At 56.9% G+C, this 19,741-nt stretch carries 21 protein-coding genes; 16 read left to right on the top strand and 5 right to left on the bottom strand.

Translation table 11 applies throughout. The features are described 5' to 3' along the window. Positions 1-864 precede the first annotated feature (864 nt). Genes VN577_18555 through VN577_18570 form a run of 4 tightly spaced genes read left to right on the top strand, consistent with a single transcriptional unit; the run spans position 865 to position 3,357 of the window. A complete protein-coding gene (locus VN577_18555) occupies positions 865-1,767 on the top strand; it encodes an RNA polymerase sigma-70 factor (GenBank protein HWR16835.1) in 903 nt (300 codons plus the stop codon). Positions 1,768-1,807: 40 nt separating this feature from the next. Next, positions 1,808-2,389 carry a glycine/sarcosine/betaine reductase selenoprotein B family protein gene (locus VN577_18560; protein HWR16836.1) on the top strand — a complete coding sequence of 194 codons (582 nt, stop codon included), beginning with the start codon at positions 1,808-1,810 and terminating at the stop codon, positions 2,387-2,389. 54 nt (positions 2,390-2,443) lie between these two features. Beyond that, positions 2,444-2,788: a hypothetical protein gene (locus tag VN577_18565; protein ID HWR16837.1), complete on the top strand. Its 345-nt coding sequence runs from the start codon at positions 2,444-2,446 to the stop codon at positions 2,786-2,788. Continuing rightward, a complete protein-coding gene (locus VN577_18570; GenBank protein ID HWR16838.1) occupies positions 2,785-3,357 on the top strand; it encodes a hypothetical protein in 573 nt (190 codons plus the stop codon). Before VN577_18565 ends, VN577_18570 begins: the two co-directional genes overlap by 4 nt. 238 nt (positions 3,358-3,595) lie before the next feature. Here the strand turns inward: VN577_18570 and VN577_18575 are convergent, their stop codons facing one another. Next, positions 3,596-3,976, bottom strand: coding sequence for a hypothetical protein (locus VN577_18575; GenBank protein ID HWR16839.1), 381 nt, complete (start codon positions 3,974-3,976; stop codon positions 3,596-3,598). A gap of 741 nt (positions 3,977-4,717) precedes the next feature. Between VN577_18575 and VN577_18580 the strand changes: the two genes are divergently transcribed. The 7 genes from VN577_18580 to VN577_18610 all read left to right on the top strand — a co-directional run bounded on the left by VN577_18580 (position 4,718) and on the right by VN577_18610 (position 9,687). Next, positions 4,718-4,969 (top strand): GlsB/YeaQ/YmgE family stress response membrane protein, encoded by a 252-nt coding sequence (locus tag VN577_18580; GenBank protein HWR16840.1) that lies wholly within the window; start codon positions 4,718-4,720, stop codon positions 4,967-4,969. Between the two features lie 188 nt (positions 4,970-5,157). Further along, positions 5,158-5,568 (top strand): YidB family protein, encoded by a 411-nt coding sequence (locus VN577_18585; protein ID HWR16841.1) that lies wholly within the window; start codon positions 5,158-5,160, stop codon positions 5,566-5,568. Positions 5,569-5,618: 50 nt separating this feature from the next. Beyond that, positions 5,619-6,344 (top strand): aquaporin Z, encoded by a 726-nt coding sequence (aqpZ, locus tag VN577_18590; protein ID HWR16842.1) that lies wholly within the window; start codon positions 5,619-5,621, stop codon positions 6,342-6,344. Positions 6,345-6,355: 11 nt separating this feature from the next. Continuing rightward, positions 6,356-6,952, top strand: a complete 597-nt coding sequence (locus VN577_18595) for a hypothetical protein (GenBank protein ID HWR16843.1) — start codon at positions 6,356-6,358, stop codon at positions 6,950-6,952. A 65-nt stretch (positions 6,953-7,017) separates the two neighbouring features. Then, the gene (gene mscL, locus VN577_18600; GenBank protein ID HWR16844.1) at positions 7,018-7,425 is read left to right on the top strand and encodes a large conductance mechanosensitive channel protein MscL; all 408 of its coding nucleotides are present in this window, start codon (positions 7,018-7,020) and stop codon (positions 7,423-7,425) included. 659 nt (positions 7,426-8,084) lie between these two features. After that, positions 8,085-8,444, top strand: a complete 360-nt coding sequence (locus VN577_18605; GenBank protein HWR16845.1) for a helix-turn-helix transcriptional regulator — start codon at positions 8,085-8,087, stop codon at positions 8,442-8,444. Then, positions 8,386-9,687 (top strand): HipA domain-containing protein, encoded by a 1,302-nt coding sequence (locus tag VN577_18610; protein HWR16846.1) that lies wholly within the window; start codon positions 8,386-8,388, stop codon positions 9,685-9,687. The genes VN577_18605 and VN577_18610 overlap by 59 nt, the downstream gene beginning before the upstream one ends. 333 nt (positions 9,688-10,020) lie before the next feature. Here VN577_18610 and VN577_18615 read toward each other — a convergent pair whose 3' ends face one another. Beyond that, on the bottom strand, positions 10,021-10,407 hold the full coding sequence (locus VN577_18615; protein HWR16847.1) for a cytochrome c: 387 nt from the start codon (positions 10,405-10,407) through the stop codon (positions 10,021-10,023). Further along, positions 10,407-11,270 (bottom strand): hypothetical protein, encoded by an 864-nt coding sequence (locus tag VN577_18620; GenBank protein HWR16848.1) that lies wholly within the window; start codon positions 11,268-11,270, stop codon positions 10,407-10,409. The genes VN577_18615 and VN577_18620 overlap by 1 nt, the downstream gene beginning before the upstream one ends. 511 nt (positions 11,271-11,781) lie before the next feature. On the opposite strand from VN577_18620, the gene VN577_18625 reads away from it, so the two are divergent. Continuing rightward, positions 11,782-12,225, top strand: a complete 444-nt coding sequence (locus VN577_18625; GenBank protein HWR16849.1) for an ester cyclase — start codon at positions 11,782-11,784, stop codon at positions 12,223-12,225. Between the two features lie 210 nt (positions 12,226-12,435). Here VN577_18625 and VN577_18630 read toward each other — a convergent pair whose 3' ends face one another. Beyond that, positions 12,436-13,113, bottom strand: coding sequence for a methyltransferase domain-containing protein (locus VN577_18630; protein ID HWR16850.1), 678 nt, complete (start codon positions 13,111-13,113; stop codon positions 12,436-12,438). Between the two features lie 220 nt (positions 13,114-13,333). Between VN577_18630 and VN577_18635 the strand changes: the two genes are divergently transcribed. The 3 genes from VN577_18635 (at position 13,334) to VN577_18645 (ending at position 17,970) form a co-directional block, all read left to right on the top strand. After that, complete coding sequence (locus tag VN577_18635; protein ID HWR16851.1) at positions 13,334-13,870, top strand: TetR/AcrR family transcriptional regulator; 537 nt, start codon at positions 13,334-13,336, stop codon at positions 13,868-13,870. 736 nt (positions 13,871-14,606) lie between these two features. Continuing rightward, the gene (locus VN577_18640; protein ID HWR16852.1) at positions 14,607-16,214 is read left to right on the top strand and encodes a PAS domain S-box protein; all 1,608 of its coding nucleotides are present in this window, start codon (positions 14,607-14,609) and stop codon (positions 16,212-16,214) included. 733 nt (positions 16,215-16,947) lie between these two features. Continuing rightward, a complete protein-coding gene (locus tag VN577_18645; protein HWR16853.1) occupies positions 16,948-17,970 on the top strand; it encodes a hypothetical protein in 1,023 nt (340 codons plus the stop codon). On the opposite strand, the gene VN577_18650 is transcribed toward VN577_18645, so the two are convergent. Continuing rightward, on the bottom strand, positions 17,967-18,923 hold the full coding sequence (locus VN577_18650; protein ID HWR16854.1) for a hypothetical protein: 957 nt from the start codon (positions 18,921-18,923) through the stop codon (positions 17,967-17,969). The two genes, VN577_18645 and VN577_18650, sit on opposite strands and share 4 nt — an antisense overlap. A 289-nt stretch (positions 18,924-19,212) precedes the next feature. Here VN577_18650 and VN577_18655 point away from each other — a divergent pair, with 289 nt between their 5' ends. Continuing rightward, a complete protein-coding gene (locus VN577_18655; protein HWR16855.1) occupies positions 19,213-19,713 on the top strand; it encodes a VOC family protein in 501 nt (166 codons plus the stop codon). Positions 19,714-19,741 lie beyond the last annotated feature (28 nt).

Raw genomic sequence — 19,741 nt, forward strand, 5'->3', positions numbered from 1 at the left:
GATGACTTCCTGGCTTTGTCGTGCAGTGCTAAAGAACGGCTAGTTGAGCCGGCCGGATTATCACCCAGCATCGTTTGCATCCTTCCCCCCCCGGCCTCCGTTTCACCCGGCAGGTTCTATTTTTCGGGGACCTGCGTGTCATCTGTCGCCCTGCCTGTCGTTGAAAGTGCGTGAGTTGGTGGATTGGCACTCTTCGCGGAGAGGATATTCATGGCCCTTACGCCGAGACATGAGGTCACCGAAGGGCTCGGATCGAGGTGGATTCATATTCCCATCTATGCAGCGCACTTCCGGAGTTGGACTTGGAAGAGAGCTTGCGGATCCTGTGACGAGGCTCGTCCCGCCGCGATCCAGGCATAACGGGTGACTAAGGCTTCAGCCATTTGCGAACTCCTTCTAAGTCTCACAATTGCGCCGGACGTCAGTCATTAATTCGACGCCTGTCGTCAGAGTGACAATCTGTGACGCTAATGCCGATTCAAACATCAGCGCAGGGAAGCGTAGCTCTTTTGCCTCCTAATAAGCTCTTTTCAGTTCAGAGATTGAAACACAGAATTCTCGCCGGTGGGCCATTTGATGACTATTTGCGCATAGCAGAGAAATGTCTGAAGCCCGCGTACGCTCATTTGCAAGCAGTTTTGACACAGGATCGGTTCGATGCGCTTGGTCCTATCAGAACGCAACGCTTGCATTCCCCCTCCGGAACGGCCCTCGGCAAAATAAATTGTCACAAAACCCGCTGCCGATCTGTCTTTTCCAATAAGGCCCTCGAACGCTGGGGTGTCTTAAACCTGAGACGTTTGCGTTGAGGATCGGAATTTGATGCAAGAAGAACTGCGACCAGGCCGCCCGGAAACAGGACGAGTGCAACAATCTGACGCCGCAGTTCGTTTGGCGACTTTTGACCAGCATCGCAAGCTGCTGTTTTCCATCGCCTACCGCATGCTGGGCAGTGTCGCTGATGCGGAGGACATGCTGCAGGAAACGTTTATCCGCTGGCAGCAGGCGAAGGAAGAGGATGTTCGTTCACCACGAGCGTTTCTCGTCACCGTCATCAGCCGGCTCTGCATCACGCACCTGCGATCAGCTCGCGTTCGACGCGAAGAATATGTCGGCCAGTGGCTCCCCGAGCCGCTGGTGACAGAATCCGGGAATGATCCACTGCGAATTGTTCACGTGGATGAGTCGCTGTCGATGGCATTTCTCGTGCTGCTCGAACGGCTCACACCGGTCGAACGGGCGGTCTTTCTGCTGCGTGAAGTGTTTGAATATGAGTATGCTGAGATCTCGTCGATCCTGAGACAAAACGAAGCCAATTGCCGGCAAATATTGACGCGAGCGCGACAACATGTGCGCAGATTACGACCACGCTTTACCGCTTCTACACAGAAACGAAATGATTTGCTCGACCAGTTCTTGCGTGCTGCTACCAGCGGCGACATGGATGCCTTGCTGACCTTGTTGTCTAAGGATGCGGTATTGCATTCCGACGGTGGTGGTAAGGCGATTGCGGTCCCGAACGTGATTGAGGGCGCGGAGAAGGTAGCGCGCGGCGTCGTGGGGGCGCTGCGGAAACTGGTCCCCAAGGAAGTTGTGCGCCGGCAGATGGAGATCAATGGAGGTCCCGGGCTGGTGTCATATCTGGATGGAAAACCGTTTTCCGCTGTGTCGCTGGATGCGAACAACGGTCAAATTCGTGCTATCTACATCATCACGAATCCGCAAAAACTCCAACACCTGCCGAGGCTGACGGAGGAACCGGAGTAGCGTTGTCACAAATCTGGATGCTGGTCGGTCTTTCTGAAGTATGAAACACAGGAAGACGTCAGCGGTTCGAGCGGGATCGGTTGCAAACGGCGAAGGTGAGACGCGGAACCGGAGGACAGACCATCTCAATCACAGTGCCGTGCTGTTCGGCATCCTTCCAGTTGGATCGGCGATTGGGCGCTGGATCAGCAAGCTTATCGCGTTACCGCAGTTGCGCACATTAGTTGGCGGGCCGATTCCGTGGACGCCCCTGCAAAAGCCTCTCTCGGAATGCAAAGTAGTGTTGATCTCGACAGGTGGCGTTCATCTTCATCGCGACCGGCCTTTCCACGTCAATGGTGATGCATCCTATCGAGTGATTCCGAAGGATGCAGACTCCGCCGATCTCGCCATTTCACACCAGGCATACGACAAAACCGATGCATTAAAAGACATCAATCTTGTCTTCCCGATCGAGCGGTTGCGTGAACTCGCGGCAGCAGGAGTGATCGGGAGCCTCGCGGATGAGCACTACGGATTCGGTTTAATGGGAAGCGCGAAGAAGCTGCTGCCGTCGCTGAAAGAAGTTGCAAAGCGCATTCGGGAAGCCGCGGTTGATCTGGCGTTGCTGGTTCCCGCTTGACCAATCTGCACACGGTCCGTGGGACTGTTGGGAAGAGAAATCGAGGCTCAAGGCGTGACGACAGTTGCCTTGGGTCTTGTGAAGGAAGTTGCGGCAGCAGCGCGCGCCCCAAGGTTCTTGTATCTGCACTGGCCGTTTGGACACGCCCTCGGCGAGCCGGGAAATGTTCTCCAGCAAAGAACAGTGTTAGGCGACATGTTGTCGATGGCGGTGCACGCGCCACGCCCAGGCATGGTGGTTGAGCTGCCGTATCGTTGGCGACGTGAGAAGTATGAGCCGATCGCGGATTGGAGTACGCCGAGTCAGGTCCTGGTAGCAGCTTTGAAGAGCGCAAGACTGAGCGAAGAGGAAGCCCGAACGAATTTACTAGGCACAACAGAAGGGATGTTGAAGAGATGATTTCAAGCTTTACGATGGTGCTGATCGTGCATGTGCTAGCCGTGTTGGTGATGACGGCAGTCCTGGCCGCCGAAGCGGTTGCGCTCGTACATATGCGAGGAGCGACGAGCCTGGCGGAGGCGGTGCCATGGATCAACCCCGTTCCTCGACTAGGGTTATTTGCTGTGTCATCGATATTTCTGATCCTGTTCTCTGGCGGATACCTCGTGATGCAACAGGCAGAATCGCAACAGGCGTGGGGTCGTGTGGCGGCGGTGGCGGTGCTACTGATGATGTGTCTTGGAGCATTGACCGGGAAGAGGATGCGGGCGATCCGTCGAGGATTCTATCCAGGGATGGAAAAGAGCGGAGAAAGGATGACGCGGTTGCGAGGTCCTTTTCTGAAGGTGTCGCTGTGTGTTCGTATCACGGTGTTCCTCGCAATTTTTCTGCTAGTGAGTACGAAACCGGGAACGTTGGTTGCGATCGCGATGATGATTGTGGCGATCCTTCTGGGCCTACTCTTGTCGAAGCTGCGATGGAGCAGGAGCCCGGTTCTGTCAGTGGCAAGAGCGGTCGTAGGAAAATGAACAACCCGGCTGACGAAATGCGTGCGCATCGTCACATCTAGAAGGCACTCGTCGATGAAGCCTGAAGGAAGGGCAATCCGGAAGTAATCCGTTTCCAAAAGAGAGATCGCGGAGGAACAGGTCCTGGTGTTCGTAACCTCGATGAGTCGCAGTCGACTTGCCATGTCGAGAAGAGCAACGACTGCGGCTTGCGGGTTAACTCCCGTATCTCGCAGCCGCTCACGGGCAGAAACGAACGCTACGGTACCGCGCAGTCCAACCGGCTCGATCCCCTTTCGTCATTGCACCACCAGTGCACGGCCTGGATGTTGTCGGGATGATCGTCTCGCCACGCACCGTCCATGCCTTTCGAATTCCTGTGGTCGGGGACGATGTCGTTATAGTCGGTGAACTCAACCCGGCAGAGGGCGCAGATGCGGTTCTGTTCGACAATCTTGCGATCCAAAAGCCTGCGCATTTCGGCCGGCGAGCGCAATTCCCGATATCCCCGCGGATGATGTTCGTCTTCGATGCGCTGGACACCGCGGCGAATCAATTTCGGTTTGGTGGGTAGAGCTTGTCGGCCACAGCAGCAGCGGGAGCGATGGACGGGGCAAAACTGGTTGGGACGCAACTTCATAAATTCCTCCTTACTTGGCTTGGCGTGGGCTGGAACAGATACAGGGCGGATGCGCCGGAGCCGAGACGGCAACTCTTAACGGGAGAATTCAGAGTCCAGCAGGGAACAGGGGCTGAAGCGAACCGTGCATCTCAATTCGAGAGTTGCGGTGGTACGCGAGAAATTGCCGTTGCTCTTCGCGGCAGCCTCCTCCATTCACCGGCTCTCGATCGGCACTCCACGATGAACAACTAATTGCCTGCGCGATGCGCTCAGTTGCTTCAGAATCCGTGCCGCAGACAACGGTATAAATCTCTCCATTCACACGATCAGGGCGAGCCTTTCCAGAGGTTTGGGTGGTCGGCCGCGCTGGGCCTTCTGGAATACCGAAGTCAGCGACACTCGGTACAACGCCCTTCGTCCGCCCCGTACCGAACCGGTTTCCACTATCGCCGCCCAGTTGAACCCTGTTACAAAAGGCTTTGGAGTGGAGAGCGGAACTTATCAGGACCCTTACAACTGCTGATTTTCAACAGTCGCTCTACTTGGTTCGACCAAGAGCAGTAGCTTGCGAGAGGCTGTACACGTCGCATTCGTTCTGGCCACCCCAGGACGTGCTGTCCGGGGGCATCCTGCATGGAGCGGATGGAGCGGATTTGCGCCAAGTAAAGGTGTTGACGCTGGAGCGCTGGCGCCTATAATGCTGCCCGTTACGAGCCAAGCATCTCGTTCCAATCTAGTTCCCTAGATGAGGAGGCATCTATGCATTACGTGTGGGTGGCTGTCATCGGCCTGGTTGTTGGGGCTCTCGCTAAGCTCATCATGCCTGGCAAGGATCCGGGTGGAATCATCGTCACCATGCTTTTGGGGATTGCCGGATCGTTCATAGCGACGTTTCTCGGGCGTGCGGTTGGTTGGTACCAAGCCGGGCAGGCGGCTGGTTTCATCATGTCGCTGGTTGGTGCAATCGTGTTGCTGGTGATTTATCGATTCTTCAAGAAATCTTCGGCATAGGAATGATTTGCAGGGATGAACGAGGCGCCGGCGATGCGGCGCACAGCCTATGCTGAATCGCAGAAGCGCCTTGCGACAGAGAGACAAAGTAGATGATCGAGCTGAATCGTTGATCAGGGAGCAAACTCTTCACGGATTCTTCACCAGAACGTTCGCTTTCCTGACCGAAGTCAAGACAGGAGGAAAGTATGGGCCTATTGGATGAGGTTCTGAACAAAGCCGCCGGAGTCGCCCCCGCACCAGACAACCCACAAAACTCTCTCGCCTCCGCGATGCTTTCGATGCTCTGCAGCCAGAGCGGAGGCATTTCGGGTTTGGCACATCGGTTCACCGCCAACGGTCTGGGCGACATGATTCATTCCTGGATCAGTACCGGACAAAATCTTCCGATTTCACCTGAGCAGGTTCAAAATGTCCTCGGCTCCGATCAAGTTCAAGCGATCGCGGACAAAGCTGGCATTTCGCCCGAAGCAGCCCAGTCCGGACTGGCGCAGGTCCTTCCTCAGATTGTTGATCGCTTGACCCCGAACGGTGAAGTTCCGCAAGGGGATCTGATGTCGAAGGGAATGGAATTGCTGAAAGGAAAACTGTTCTCGTAATCCAAACACGGGGCCCCAGGCCCCCTCGATTCAACCCCTGCGAGGTTTCCATGTCGCTTTCGAAACGTTCCGTCGCCGAGTTTCTAGGTACGTTCTGGCTGGTGTTCGGTGGATGCGGCAGCGCGGTTCTGGCTGCCGCTTTCCCGCAGCTGGGAATCGGATTTCTAGGTGTTGCACTTGCTTTTGGTTTAACTGTACTCACGATGGCCTACGCCATAGGACATATTTCCGGATGTCATCTCAATCCTGCTGTTTCCGTCGGGCTTTGGGCGGGAAAACGTTTCCCCGCAAGGGAATTATTTCCTTACATCGTCGCGCAGGTATTCGGAGCAGTGGCCGCCGCCGGGGTCTTGTTCGTAATCGCCTCCGGTAAAGAAGGGTTTTCGACCGCTGCGGGATTTGCCTCGAACGGCTACGGTGCACACTCACCCGGCGGATATTCCTTGCTGGCCTGCTTGGTCGCCGAGGTCGTTCTAACCTTCTTCTTCTTGATGGTGATTCTGGGATCGACTGACAAGCGCGCTCCTCAAGGCCTCGCGCCCATCGCGATCGGCCTGTGCCTGACGCTGATCCACCTCGTCGGTATCCCCGTCACCAATACTTCCGTCAACCCGGCTCGAAGCACCGGTCCGGCACTCTTCGTCGGTGGCTGGGCTCTCGCGCAACTCTGGCTGTTCTGGCTTGCCCCAATCATTGGCGCCGGAATAGCTGGTGTTGTTTACGATGTCATTTCTGAAGAACCTGCGCCGAAAGCCGTTCGAGCTGCGGCACGCTAAATGAGGGCTCTATGAAAACGCGAATTGTACTGATCCTGCTACTTATGGTCGGGCTGGCCGGTATAGCCCCGGCTGCGACCGTATTGGGCAAAGGCACGAAAGTCAAAGTCCGAACCGACACGACGATTCCTGCGAAGCCTGTTGTCGGCAAGGTGTACACCGCCAGCATCAGCGAAGACGTGCTGGACAATGCTGGCCAGGTGGCGATTCCCCGCGGGTCGCAGGCGCAGTTGGTCACCGAGCCAACCGCCGACAAGAAGGATGCGGTCCTTGATCTTCGGTCGGTCGTGGTGAAGGGGAAGAAGTACAACCTCACTGCGCTGACGACCGGGAAGCAATCCGCCGAAGGCCTCGGGGCGAACAAGCGCACTGCGAAGTACGTCGGTGGCGGCGCCGCGGTTGGGGCGGTGATCGGGGCATTACTGGGCGGCGGTAAAGGAGCAGCCATCGGCGCTTTGGTTGGAGGTGCGGGTGGAGCTGGAGCGCAGGTCCTGACTGGCAAGAAGAAGGATTTGCCTGCCGAGACGGAGTTGACGTTCGAGCTTGCGCAAGATCTCCAGATGGCAGCAGTCGCAAAGAAGTCGACGACTGGGGTAAGGCCGCGTTAGGCGTTCTTGCTCCGAGCGTTGTTCAAGACGATGGAGAAGCTGTCCCAAGAGACAGGAGAACGAAGATGTTCAAGGGTTTTAGGGAGTTCATCATGCGAGGCAACGTGATTGACCTCGCAGTTGCGGTGGTAATTGGTGCGGCGTTTGGATCGGTCGTTACTTCCTTCGTCACGGACGTACTGAACCCGCTGCTCGCGGCCATCGTGGGCAAGCCCGATTTCTCGGCCTTTGTAGCCAATGTTCACGGGAGCGAGGTCAAGTACGGACTGTTTCTCAATGCTTTGATCTCGTTCTTACTGATCGCAGCCGCGGTCTACTTTGCCATGGTTGCCCCGATGAATGCTTGGAAAGCACGCCAGGCTCGCGGTCAGGCTCCGCCGAATCCGGCGACGAAGACCTGCCCGGCTTGCACGGAAACAATCGGGGTCGCAGCCCGGAGATGCAAGTGGTGCGGCGAAGCGCAGACCGCGTAGACAAAAGAACTCCACCGAATCCTCCTCGGACCTCGACTGGGGGCTGCGCCGGCAGCAGGAGCAAAGCACCAGCACGCTTTGCTCCTGCTGATCGCGATGGGGAGGAATCATGAAACGGCTTCATCTCGTCTCGTTCACCAGGACCGACCGCCGGCGGCGCTGCTCCGACAAGATGCACTCAGCGTCACAAGAAAGAGAATGCATAAAGTGGACCACCTGACGGGATCATTCGCGGTGGATCATACTGCACGTGAACAGCCCTCGGCATTTCGAGTAGCATTTGCTCTTGCAATCGGCTGCTGATTGGCGCCGAGCGCGAACCGTCGAAGGGGAGTGGTGCGTCGCGCTCACCGGCCGGGAATTGAACCTTTGCGATTGGTAAGAAAGCTTGGGTTTCCCGCAATGAGAGGTGCTGATGACCATTTTGCTATGTGTCCCACGGCGCTATTCAATCCTTGCGGCCCGAGTGCCCACCCGATTGGGAGGTACAGCATTGCCGTCGAGAGCGGCAATCGGCGGATCAGCGTGGCTCCAATCGCCATCGCGCACAGGACATAGCTCGATATGCTATTTTATATCCTAAAGCTAGATTGATATATTAAGCAATATCATTTGCAGGCTTGGTTGATATGTTTTAGCATGTAATCCGTATTGATGATATGAAAAAACATATCAGGCCCCTCCGACTGAAGGGCCTCCCCGTCGAAGTTCGCCAGGAGATCAAGGCGGCGAGAGCCGAGCGCGGCTGGAGCCAGCGGGAGCTTGGCGCGACCATCGGCCTCCCGCAGCCGCACATATCAGGGATCGAGTCAGGCGAAGTTGTGCCTCGCTTCGACACGCTGCTGGACATCGTGCGGGTCCTTGATCTGGACCTTTTGCTCGTGCCTCGAACCCTCGTGCCGGCGGTGCAAGCTCTCATCCGAGCACAGAAGGAACCCGAATCTGCCGAGAAGGCGCTCTATGCAGCTGACGAGGCAGAAGCGCCCGCCAGAGGAGACCAACCGCGCGATGGCCTTTGATCCTAAGACGCTCAACGCGCTCGCGGTCAACCTGCACCACCGCCGCATTGGTGTGATCAACCGCTTCGGCGGTGACCGCCATCTGTTTTCTTTCGAGCAGAACTATATCGACGACGAGAACCGGCCTACGCTCAGTCTATCCTTCAAAGGTCAGGCCGGCGGGCTCGTTATCCCGACGCGCGCCGTCCATGCGCGGCTGCCGGTGTTCTTCTCCAATCTACTGCCGGAAGAACATTTCCGTGATTACCTCGCCGTGCGTGCGGGCGTGAAGCCACATCGCGAATTCTTCCTGCTGGCGGTGCTCGGTGCAGATCTTCCTGGTGGACTCAGGGTCGAGCCGATGGAACTGGCAGCGCAGGCTCCCCCACATAACGCGGAAGCGGCTCGTGCTGAACGCATGCCCGAAACGGCGCTACGCTTTTCGCTTGCCGGCGTGCAGTTGAAGTTCTCGGCAGTCATGGAAGCGTCTGGTGGCTTAACCATTCCAGCTGGCGGGACGGGCGGCTCATGGATTGTTAAGCTGCCGTCCGCCCGGTTCCCCGCCGTGCCTGAAAACGAATTCACGATGATGGCGCTCGCGCGGGCAGTCGGAATCGAAGTGCCGCGGACGGAACTCATCGATATCCGGGATATTCACGGTCTGCCAGCCGATACAGGGAGTATGCAGGGCAAGGCGCTGGCCGTGCAGCGCTTTGACCGCGGCACGAAGGGCAGCCAAACGATCCACATGGAGGATTTCGCGCAGGTGTTCGGGCTTTATCCCGAGGACAAATACCACCATCGAAGTTATGCCAACATCGCTGCCGTGCTGTGGGCCGAGACAGGCGAAGCCGGCACCTATGAGTTCTTTCGGCGACTCGTCCTTTCTGTATTGATCGGCAACGCGGATATGCACCTCAAGAATTGGTCGCTGTTGTATCCGGACCGGCGCACACCCGTCCTGTCGCCCGCCTACGACTTTGTCGCCACGCTTCCTTATCTTCCGAACGATGGTCTTGCGCTTTCCTTCGGTGGAAGCCGCAGCCTGAGTGAAATCACCACCGATCAGGTGCGCCGTTTTGCAGATGCTGCCCGGCTGCCCGCGAGCCCGCTGTGGCCGATGGTGACAGATATCGCTGACCGAGCGGTTGGTGCCTGGGCGAAACTCCCAGAAAAGGATCTGCTGCAGGAGGATATGCGTAAGGCCATCGGGAATCAGATCCACAAGGTGACGAAGATCGTTCGGAGATCAGTAAGTAGTTAGAACCGCCGTTGGGCAGCAAACGAAGAGGTCATCGGCCCCGATCAAAGTCCCCAGCTTTTTCAGCTGAAATGTGTCGCTCCCGAACAACTGGCGCATGTCGTTCCGACGCCCAAGTCCATCCGTTCCCCAAGTGAGATAACGCCGAGCCACCCAAGCTCGGATCAGGTCTGCAACTGCCCGTACATCATCCGTTGCTGCAATCAGTATTGCTTAGTCAGCGCTCAACCGAACACGATTGTCGCTGTTTTTCAGGTGAGGTCCGGTGGAACCTCTTCCAGCCAGTATTGCAGCCGCACCGGGATGTTTCGGCCGATGCTCGCGGGCAGTGCAGGTTTACTTGAGCGAACGGATGTACAGGATGAGCTGCCAGCGCTGCGGCTCCGGGATGTTGCTCCACCCGGGCATACCAGTGCGGAGGTTGCCATTCGTTATCTTCCAGAACAGGGCGCCGTCGGACTGTGCCTGGGTAGCCGCAGATGCGAGGTCCGGAGCTTTGTGCGCCTCACGCCCCGCTGCATCTCCGTGGCACACGGAACAATTGCGCTCGAACACCTTTGCCCCACCGGCGGCAAGCTGCGGCTTCCCGGCGAGTGGGTTCTTGCGTGAGGCAGCGCTCGCCGGCGCTTGCCACTGCGATGATAGGTCCTGGGAGAAAGCTGGTTGCGCCGGTACAGCGACGGATCCAATCCAGAGCGAGAGCACAACCACGAGGGTCTTCATTAGTTTGCCCCAAACAGCTTCTTCACTTTCGATCCGAAGCCATTGATCTCGTACATATAGCCGAAGCGGATTAGCATGCGTGCGCTGTTGTGGGTGAGTCCAAACGCGGGCGAAACCTTCAAGGCTGAGTTCCTTGTCGTGTTCCAAACAAGCGATGGCGCGAGATAATGAGCTGTTTCTTTAAACCCGAATTCCTGAGAAGAACCGAGCCCGCCGTAAAGCTCAAGACCTGCCACGAGGTTCTCTCGACAAAAACTGCAGTTCGTGCCCGAAGCCAAGAGCGACAGTGGACGAGCGACTCCGAGCGCGTATCCGAATTCCACCCCTTCATCTTCTGTCAGGTTCTTCTCGGCGATGAAATTTTCAGAGATGTTCCAGCCTTTGGCGTTGCTCGACAGGATGAGCTTGCCCTCGATCTCGTGCATCTTTTCGCCGTGCAGTTCGCGCAAGGTCTCCTCGCTCAATTCTGCATGACCGACCACTTCCTTCTGAATTCGGCTACCCTCGCTGATGCGCTCATACTCGAAATACAACAGCGGATTGACCTTTAGCTCACGGTTGATCGGTTTCCAGCGATTCTCAATCCGATAGCCAGTGAATATCGCAGCGTCATGGTTCTGCGACGCTCCTTCCAGGTACAGGGACGAAGTCCACCAACCCGTCCAGCCATACTCCAACTCGACGAGAGGAGCCCAGTACGTAGGCAGGTTTTGCTTTTGCAACCCGATCGTCGACTGATGGGCGATCTCCAGATTGCCCGGCTCTTCCATGTGATGATCGTAGGTAACGAAGTAGGGGTTCTGTTGGGCAGCTAGTGGCAGAGTGAAGCAACTACAGAGGATGAGAAGGACCGCAGTGCGCATACGAGTTCCCAGGTAAATGAAAATGAAAATCACTTTCAACAAAGCATACCAAACGCGGAGCGCATCCCGGTGTGATGAATGTCACAGGCCGATGCGCCTGCGGGAGCGACAGAAGCAGTGAAAGGGAAGGCAAGCGCATCGCACGTATCTGCCGGAAAAACGGTCATATTACTTTTCCGATCACACGGTCAGGTGGTCAGGAGGGAACAACCCGAGCGCGACAAGCGCCAAAGGAGGGCAGTCGGCGAGTTGCGATCGAGTAGATCGATTCGACATCGATCCCGCAATATGTGGTCATTTCGAGGTGTTTTCGCTCGACAGTAACGGTGTATGAAAGCCTGAGCACGATGCGCTGGGTGAACGGTCTGAGGGCACGTCGTATCGTCGTCAGCCGAAGCGCATTGCTGTGCCATGCCCAGTTTCTCTGGCTTGATCCCTGCGGTCCGGCAGGTATAGGCTGCTGCCTATCGTCAACCGGCCAAGCCTGGAAGGCCCGTTCACTAGGGAGAGCATGAAGACAAACGAGGAACTCTTTCGAGTAATCATCGAAGACGGTTTCAGCAAGGGGAACGCTGCGGTCCTAAATGAAATTGCTGCGCCGGACTTCCTCGAGCACCAATCTGGCATCGTTCCACCCAATGCGGAGGGCGTAAAACGGGCCATTGCCACGCTTCACAACGCATTTCCGGACTTCTCGCTTACTGTTGAAGAACTAGTGAGTCACGGCGACACGGTGTGGGGACGCATGACCGCCCGGGGCACACAGCGGGGGCAGATCGGTCCGCTGTTCCCGACGGGAAAGCCCATGCAGATCACAGTCATCGACATCATGCGTTTTAGAGAGGGAAAACTCGTGGAGCATTGGGGTGTCGCGGATCGGCTTTCGATGATGGAGCAACTTGGTATGAAGCCCCCACCGAAGTTCATCATGAAGCTCCTTTCTTTTTGGCACTAAAGCGCAGAATCTCCCCCTCGGTTGCGGAGTAATCAGATGTTTGCTGATAAGAGGTCGCCCGGCGATCATCGCGATCTGCATCATGTACCAGAAGACAGGAAATAAAACCAAGCGTCATTTTTCTATCGAGATAGACATCCCCGAAAGCCTTCTTCAGCGCGCCTCCATGCTTCATGGTTCCAAACTCGCATGTTCATTCCAAGCTCGCTACTATGACGAAGGAGCTGCGGCGAGGACGAATTGCAGATCGCGGACTCCGACCGGACCACTCTCGATCGTATTAAAGCCGGCTTTACTCAGCAGAGCGACGATGTCATTCCTGCTGACGTGCCCATGCGGACGGTGGAAATGTGAGAGAAAGGTTCTTTTTTGTTCGCTGAATCCCTCGAAATCAACCACCAGTACTCGCCCTCCCGGCCTCAGAACTCTTCGAAGTTCAGCAGCGCATTTGGCCCGAGTGCTTGTCGGCAAATGATGGAGCATTACGGTACTAAGGACCGCGTCGAAGTGACCGTCGGGGAAAGGCAGCGCCTCCGCCAAGCCGTTCCGAAAGAGAACTTCCACACCGGACTTGCTCGCCTTTTGTTCTGCTCTGGCAAGCATCTCTGGAGAGGCATCAATTCCATACACCTTTCCGGAAGGGCCGACGCGCCGTTTGGCTGCAATCGCAAGCGTTCCTGTCCCGCAGCCCACATCCAAAACGCGTTCGCCAGGAGCCAGGCGAGCAAAGTTGAGCACCCGATCGCGGAATACTCGCTCTTTTCCAAAGAATGCAAGCCAGACGGTGAAGTCATAAAGAACGGGGGAATGCAACACGATTCCTGTCGTTCGTAGCGATTGCTCTTGTGTAGCGGCGGATACGGCCTTGCCTGATTCTTTATGTGCCATTCCTGTACAAACCTCCTTGGATAAATGTGCGACAATGAACATTTGTTCATAACAAAAGTAAGCTTTAAAGAGATCGATTTGAAGAACAAGAGTTGGTGCGGTGTTTCAAACCGGACAATAAAGGTGTTCATGTCCATCTTTTCGTTGCGAAATTTGAGGAGCAACCTTGATGCGAGGGAAGGCGATCAGTGATCGACGTGTTCAGAAGACACAAAACTTATTGAGAGACGCACTTGTAGCCCTGATTTCCGAGAAGCCGTACGACTCGATCGTTGTTAAGGAGATTCTCGACCGCGCTAATGTCGGCAGATCCACCTTCTATATGCATTTCCGCGATAAAGACGATCTGCTTCTCAGCGGCATACAGCAAATGTTAGGCCCTCTACCAGAAGCAGGTCTGTCCCGTGAAAAAGGAACTGAGAGAATTCTCTGGTTCAGTCTCCCCGTTTTCGAGCACCACTACCGACATGCGCACGCATGGGGCGACAGAATAGGTCCCAGGGCGAGAGCCATCCTGCATGAACATCTTCGAATGGTGCTCGCGGATGTCATCGCCGGTGTGACGAAGAAAGACTTTCGTATCGCGCGGACAGAGGCACGCCGGGTTCCTCCGGATCTGCTTTCACACTACGTAGCGGCAACATTTGTTCTTGTCTTGAACTGGTGGTTGGATAAGGGAATGTTTTTGCCGCCCAAGGAAATCGACAGTCTCTTCCGCGCGCTCACAATGCCGACACTGCACGCTCTGGCGAAGTGAAATCATTTGCTTTCGCAATATCTCCGCGATCGTTTCAACGGTGATTGCCGTCCTCTGAAGAAATTACACTTGCGGGTATTGATCAGGCAGTTTGTCTGGCCCGTATTGGATACGAGCAAACTTCTCCTGAGGCCGTGTTTTTTCTCAGCCCGGCTGAGAATAGAGCACCAAGTGCTTGGGCATTTGATTCTCTCCTCCTGACGAAGTCTCACATCAATGGCGGAAGGCGGTTCGTTTCTGGGGAGTGTCGCCCGGACACCGCTACGTCTGTCAACCGGGTCCTCGTCTTAGCCGTGAGTATCCAAAAGCCACGACAGCAATTCCGAGAAAAATGTCGGTCCAGTCGTGCCGATGGTATCCCCGCATAGCGCTCGCTAATTATGAGGAACAGCACGAACGCGATCCACTGCCGCGTTGTACGCGTGCGCGCACAAGGTTCTGTAGCTTGTGGACCTTCAAGCACAAATCCTCCTCAACATGCGCTTTCGTTTCCCTGCAACTCACGCCTTCGGGCGCAGGCAGTTCCAATAAGCAACTCACAGTTCCAGCAGAAGGACGCGACGGAAGCTGGATTGTAAGTTGCCTTTGCCGAAGTATCCGCTCATCCCCGAGAACGAGTACTCAATGATTCCTGGAAAGTCAGATGACAGCAAGTTCGGTCCTGCCCACCCATGCTTGACGGGGTCGAATCACCCCGATAGTATCTGCCGCCAATGGCTCTTTTTGCGGTGTCGCCATGCAAAGAGCGGACACTCCCAGCAACGAGGATTATCCCAGACAGTTCCGCCGCCCCGGCCGGCGAGTTACCTCGATCATCGTCGCAGCGGCAGTAGTTATGCTTCTCGTCCTATTTCGAGCCAAGCTCCAGCCTCTGGAATTGCCCTCCTTGTTGCTGGTTGTTGTATTTGCTGCCCTGTTCGTCGTGATCTTCTTCCATACCAGATTCCTGCTCCGGGCGCGGGATCAGCACGTCCAAAGTGACGAACGCTTCCAGCAGATGGCAAACAACATCCAGGAAATCTTCTGGATGATAGATGCAGGCACCAAAAGGGCACTTTACGTTAACGAGGCCTACGAGACGATCACTGGTTATTCATGCCAGTCTCTGCGCGAGAATCCTCTGTCCTACCAAGACCTGATCCATCCGGAAGACCGCGTGCGTGTTCTCGCCAAGCTCGACGAGGCAACCGGGACGGGACGCTTCCATGAACGGTTTCGTATTACCTGCGCCCGAGGTGAAATCCGCTGGGTTTCGCTGCAAGGCTTTCCGGTGCGGGATACCGGGGGCAAAATCGCACGCCTGGTCGGGACGGTGCAGGAGATTACGGCCCAGAAACAGGCCGAAGAGCAGGTAGCCAGAAATCTCACTTTGGCGGAATCCGCTCGGGCCGAAGCCGAAGCTTTGCGCAAGGCCACCCTGGGCCTGACCCAGGATCTGCGCATGGACTATGTTCTGGACGCCCTGCTCGAGTCTCTGGCGGAGATCGTTCCTTATGCATGCGCAGGGGTCTTTCTTGTCGAAGCTGACACGCGGCTTTTCCTGGCGCGCGAAAAGCTGCACCACCAAACGGGTGGAGAGGTTTCACATTATCCGTTCACTCTGGACGCGGCCGACCTTCCCCTGCTGCACCACGTCTTGGCTAAGCCGAGCAGCATTCTGCTAACCGACACCAGCGCAACGAAGGACTGGCACAGATTCACCGATCATCCCGATATCCGTTCATGGCTCTGTGTCCCGCTGGTCGCATCCCAGCAGGCCCTGGGGGTCCTCTCGATTGGTCACTCCGAAATCCATCGTTTTACCCCGGAACATCTTCGGCGGGCGCAACTGCTGGCGATTCCCGCTGCTGCCGCGATCCAGAATGCACGACTCTTTGAGTGCGCGGAAATCTATGGCGCCGAGCTCGAAAAGCGGGTGGAGGACCTGCGCCGGACGCAGAGAGCCCTTGAATACTCGGAGCAGAATCGCCGGACCTCAGAAGACAAATTCCAGAAAGTATTTCGTTCGAGTCCTATCTCGTTCTCCATAACGACGCTCCAGGATGGGCGGTTTCTCGACGTGAATGCCGCCTTCGAGCGTCGCTATGGCTACTGCCGCGCCGAGGTTATCGGCCACACCGTCCATGAACTTGGGATTTGGGAAGATTCGTCAGACCGGACGCGAATGGTGACCCAACTCCAGCGAGGCGGGCCGATCCGAAACGTGATCACGCGGCTTCGCACCAAGTCCGGGGAGATTAAGCTTACCGCCTATTCGGCGGATCGGATCGATTTTGAAGGGCAATCATGTATTCTTGCCGTTTCCGAAGATGTGCCTTCCTTCGAGCCGCGCCGGAGCAATTGAGCCCCTGGCGCCACTGCACCCGGTTCTCCGATGCCGCTCACTTCAAGGTAAGAGATCCTCGGCGCTGATTAGCGTTCTGCCCGGTGCTACGACCACAAAAAAGAAAATCCCATCCTTCTTTATAAAGTACGCCACGATAAGGTTGATCTACCCAACTTGGGTGAGGGGCTGGGTATGGGCACGCTGCTATCCATCGTGATTACGAAACTGTACGGTGACGCTCGTTGCCGAGATGGAACCGAGTCCAGGAAAAACAGTATTCGCTGGCAATCCAAAGCAAGCCAATGTTATTTGCTGATTCGAGGGCAGACTTTCTGGCTCCGATTTCTGTGGATGAAGGGGCGACGGAGCTCCGTCAGCCTGGATTGCGGACGGGAGTGCGCTAAGCGCGTTGCTCGGCAGTGCAGCCCAAAGCACCGCCAAGCCGCGCTTTGGAACCCCGTTCTGCCCGCGTTTCCGACCACATCGACACCTGGATTCGAACCACTGTTCCTTCGAGTCGACCGACTTACATCGCGAATTTGGAAAGCGCCACCGAAACCATCATGGTCCGAGCCTTCACTGCCGAAAACCCCTGAGCCAGGAGGTTGTATTGCTCAAGCATCGGCTACCCAATTCCGCCGCATTCAATGAGCAATCGGGGGTGACGTCGCTACACCATGTTCCAAGATGGTTTTTACAGTAGTTCAGAGATCTCTACCCAACCGGTTGCATATCTTTTGCGAGCTGTGCGATGTCCGACACTTTGGGGCTAAAGGCGAATCGAGCTAAGATCAACGCCAAACTTCTACCCGCCATTGATCGCCTGCTGATCGCCGGGATCAAGATGGGACCTGCCGGAAAGAGCGTGGCGATCAACAAAGTCCTGCAGCTGGTTCCGAAATGGACCCGCGGTAACTGCTGGCGCCGCCTGCGCCAACTCCGCCGACTGCCTGAGTTCGCTTCTGCGTCCGCCACAAGCGTTGCCGCCGCTGAACCGACCGAGCCAGCGCCGCGTCATCGCGGGGCCACGCGGGCGTGGACGGCCACCGATGACGATCACCTGCTGAACTGGGCCGGCTATGAGCCGGTAAAGAAGATTGCGCTTCGGCTGAGACGTTCCGAGCATGCGGTACGCTTCCGCATGGCCGCGCTGGGCATGAGCGCCAAAGTCACCGACGGCTGGTCGCTGCGTTCGTTGCGCAAGCTGTTGCGGGTTAGCCCGAAAAGAATTCGCTCCCTGATTGGCACCGGCCGGTTGCGTGTGCGCGATCCCCGCGTTACGACTGGCTCGTTCGTCGGCTTCCTGGAGAGTCGGCGCGCGAGCCTCGACGCCGGCGCCGAGGCACGATGGGCGGCCGTTCGGGAGAAATGCGAGGAAGGCTACTCCTGGGAGCGAGTGGCCAGCATCCTCGGAGTGGAGGTCGAAGAGGTCCAGAGGCTGATCTGTGCCGGCATCCTGAAGATCGTCGATCCGTTTGTAACCGACCGCCAGTTCGAGGAATTCTGCAGGAAGCATGGCAACGAGATCAGTCTTTCTCTACTTGATCCGGCAACGGGGAAATGGCTGGTCAACGAATATGGCGTTCCCCAGTCTGCCACCCGCAGCGCCGTTACCCCGCGCGCTCAAAAGCACGCGTTAAGTATTCGCGCCTGCGAGTGCGGGAAGAAGATTGCCGGCAATGCCTATTTCCGGCACGTGAAATCCTGTGAAATTGCCAAGAACGTGGCGGCGCGGCGAGCAGTGAATGGGAGAGCGCAGCAGGTATGCGCCTAGTCGGTTTTGACCTCAACGTAGGCGTCCGCATGGCTGCGCCAGTCATCGAAAGACGGATACGGCACCGGCAGGGTCAGCCCTCTGATCTCGTCGCAGTGATCCGCATATTCCATGGTGCGGATGGCGCGGGGGTGCCGCCGCACGCCGATGAGTAACACATCGAACCAACCTTCCGCCTGAGCGTCGGTGAAGAAGCGCTCGGCGATCCATGCCATCAGATCTTCCATAATACGATCACCGGGTATCTTCTCTGTATCAACCGATCGCGCGAGGAAGCTGGGACAGCGGCGTTCCAACTCTGCCTTCACTTCAGCGGGAAGGGGGAGGCCATGTTCCAATGCCGGTCGCGCCCAATACGCGAACGCCTCCCAGTCGAGGTAGCGGGTGATGGCCTCCTGTAAGCGCTCGGGACCAACCAGTCTGGCGGAGGCTTGTGCCTTTCGTTGCTCCGGAACCAGATGCGAGGCCTCGTTGCACGCCGCCGCCATTGCCTGCCATTCCTCAAACGATGGATAGCGAATCGGCCGGGCGTGCGTCCACCTGGTGACGCACTCGGACCAACAGACTTCGGCGCGCTGATAGCGCGAATCGCGAACGGCATAGAACTCGATCGCGTTAAACCATCCTTCTCTTCTGGCAAAGCCGAAGATGTGCTCGTTCATCCAGTCTTCTAGGCGTGGCCCCAAAAGGGGAATGGATGCCCCTCCCTTCTCGCCCGGGACGAAGCCCGGACAGCGCTCGTTCACAATCGTGGAGAGCCACTCGGGCATGCCCCGTTCAGCTTCGGTGATCGAGCGTACCCAAAGGCAGAACTCCAGCCACTCGATGTAGTGTGTGCGGGTGGCAGCCAGGCGCTGCCAGGGAATAGTGCGCGCCTCATCGTCGGCGCGCGCTTGCGCGAGGCGCTGGAGTGGGGCGGCAGTGCTATGGGCCAGGGGACGTTTTGCCTTCAAGCCGCGTTCTCTCCAGAGGGCAGGATGGGTTCTCGGGTGTTGACTACCGCCGGAGCAGAGATAAGTTTAGCCGATCGGATCAACCAAGGGTCAGTACATCCCTGAATAGGGCAACATTCAGTGGAACAAGATCATGCCGGCGCGCTTTCCTCCTCGGAGAGCTTCTCGCGCGGCCTGTCCTCGCCGAATCACCAGCGCGTCAAGCCAGCGAGAGCGAACCGTTTGCCAGGGACTGCGGCATGCGCCTCTTTTTCGCGCTAGAATGTCAGCCGCACAAAGAGGAGCGAGTATGGCAAAGAAGAAGATTGATCCTCTCAACCGCAAACAGTACAGCGCCGTCTCCGCAGCCCTCACGGTAGCGGATATTCCGGCAGCGGTAACCTTCTATCAAAAGACTTTCGGGTTCGCGAAACGCGGCATCATGAACGGGCCAGGTGGAAAGCCAGTTCACGCCGAACTCACCTTGCGGGGTACAACCCTGATGCTGGGTCCGGAGAATCCTGCGACCGGAAGCCGAAGCGCAAAAAGCCTTGGCGCGTCTCCGGCAACCCTCTACATATACGTGGAGAATGTAGATAAGGTCGTCGAAAAAGCGGTGAAGCTCGGCGCAACCCGCCAGGGTCCTGTACTGGACATGTTCTGGGGCGACCGCTGCGGCACCGTGGTCGATCCGGACGGTTACACTTGGATGGTCGGTACCCACAAGGCGGAGCCGACGGCGAAAGAAATGAAGAAAACCATGCAGGAGATGATGAAGCAGCAGGCGACCAGCGGTGCTGCTGCGGATTGATGCGTCTTCGCTGCCATGGTCACTGGAC

The organism is Terriglobales bacterium (genome assembly GCA_035561515.1).
In the GTDB taxonomy this organism is placed as follows: domain Bacteria; phylum Acidobacteriota; class Terriglobia; order Terriglobales; family Acidobacteriaceae; genus DATMXP01.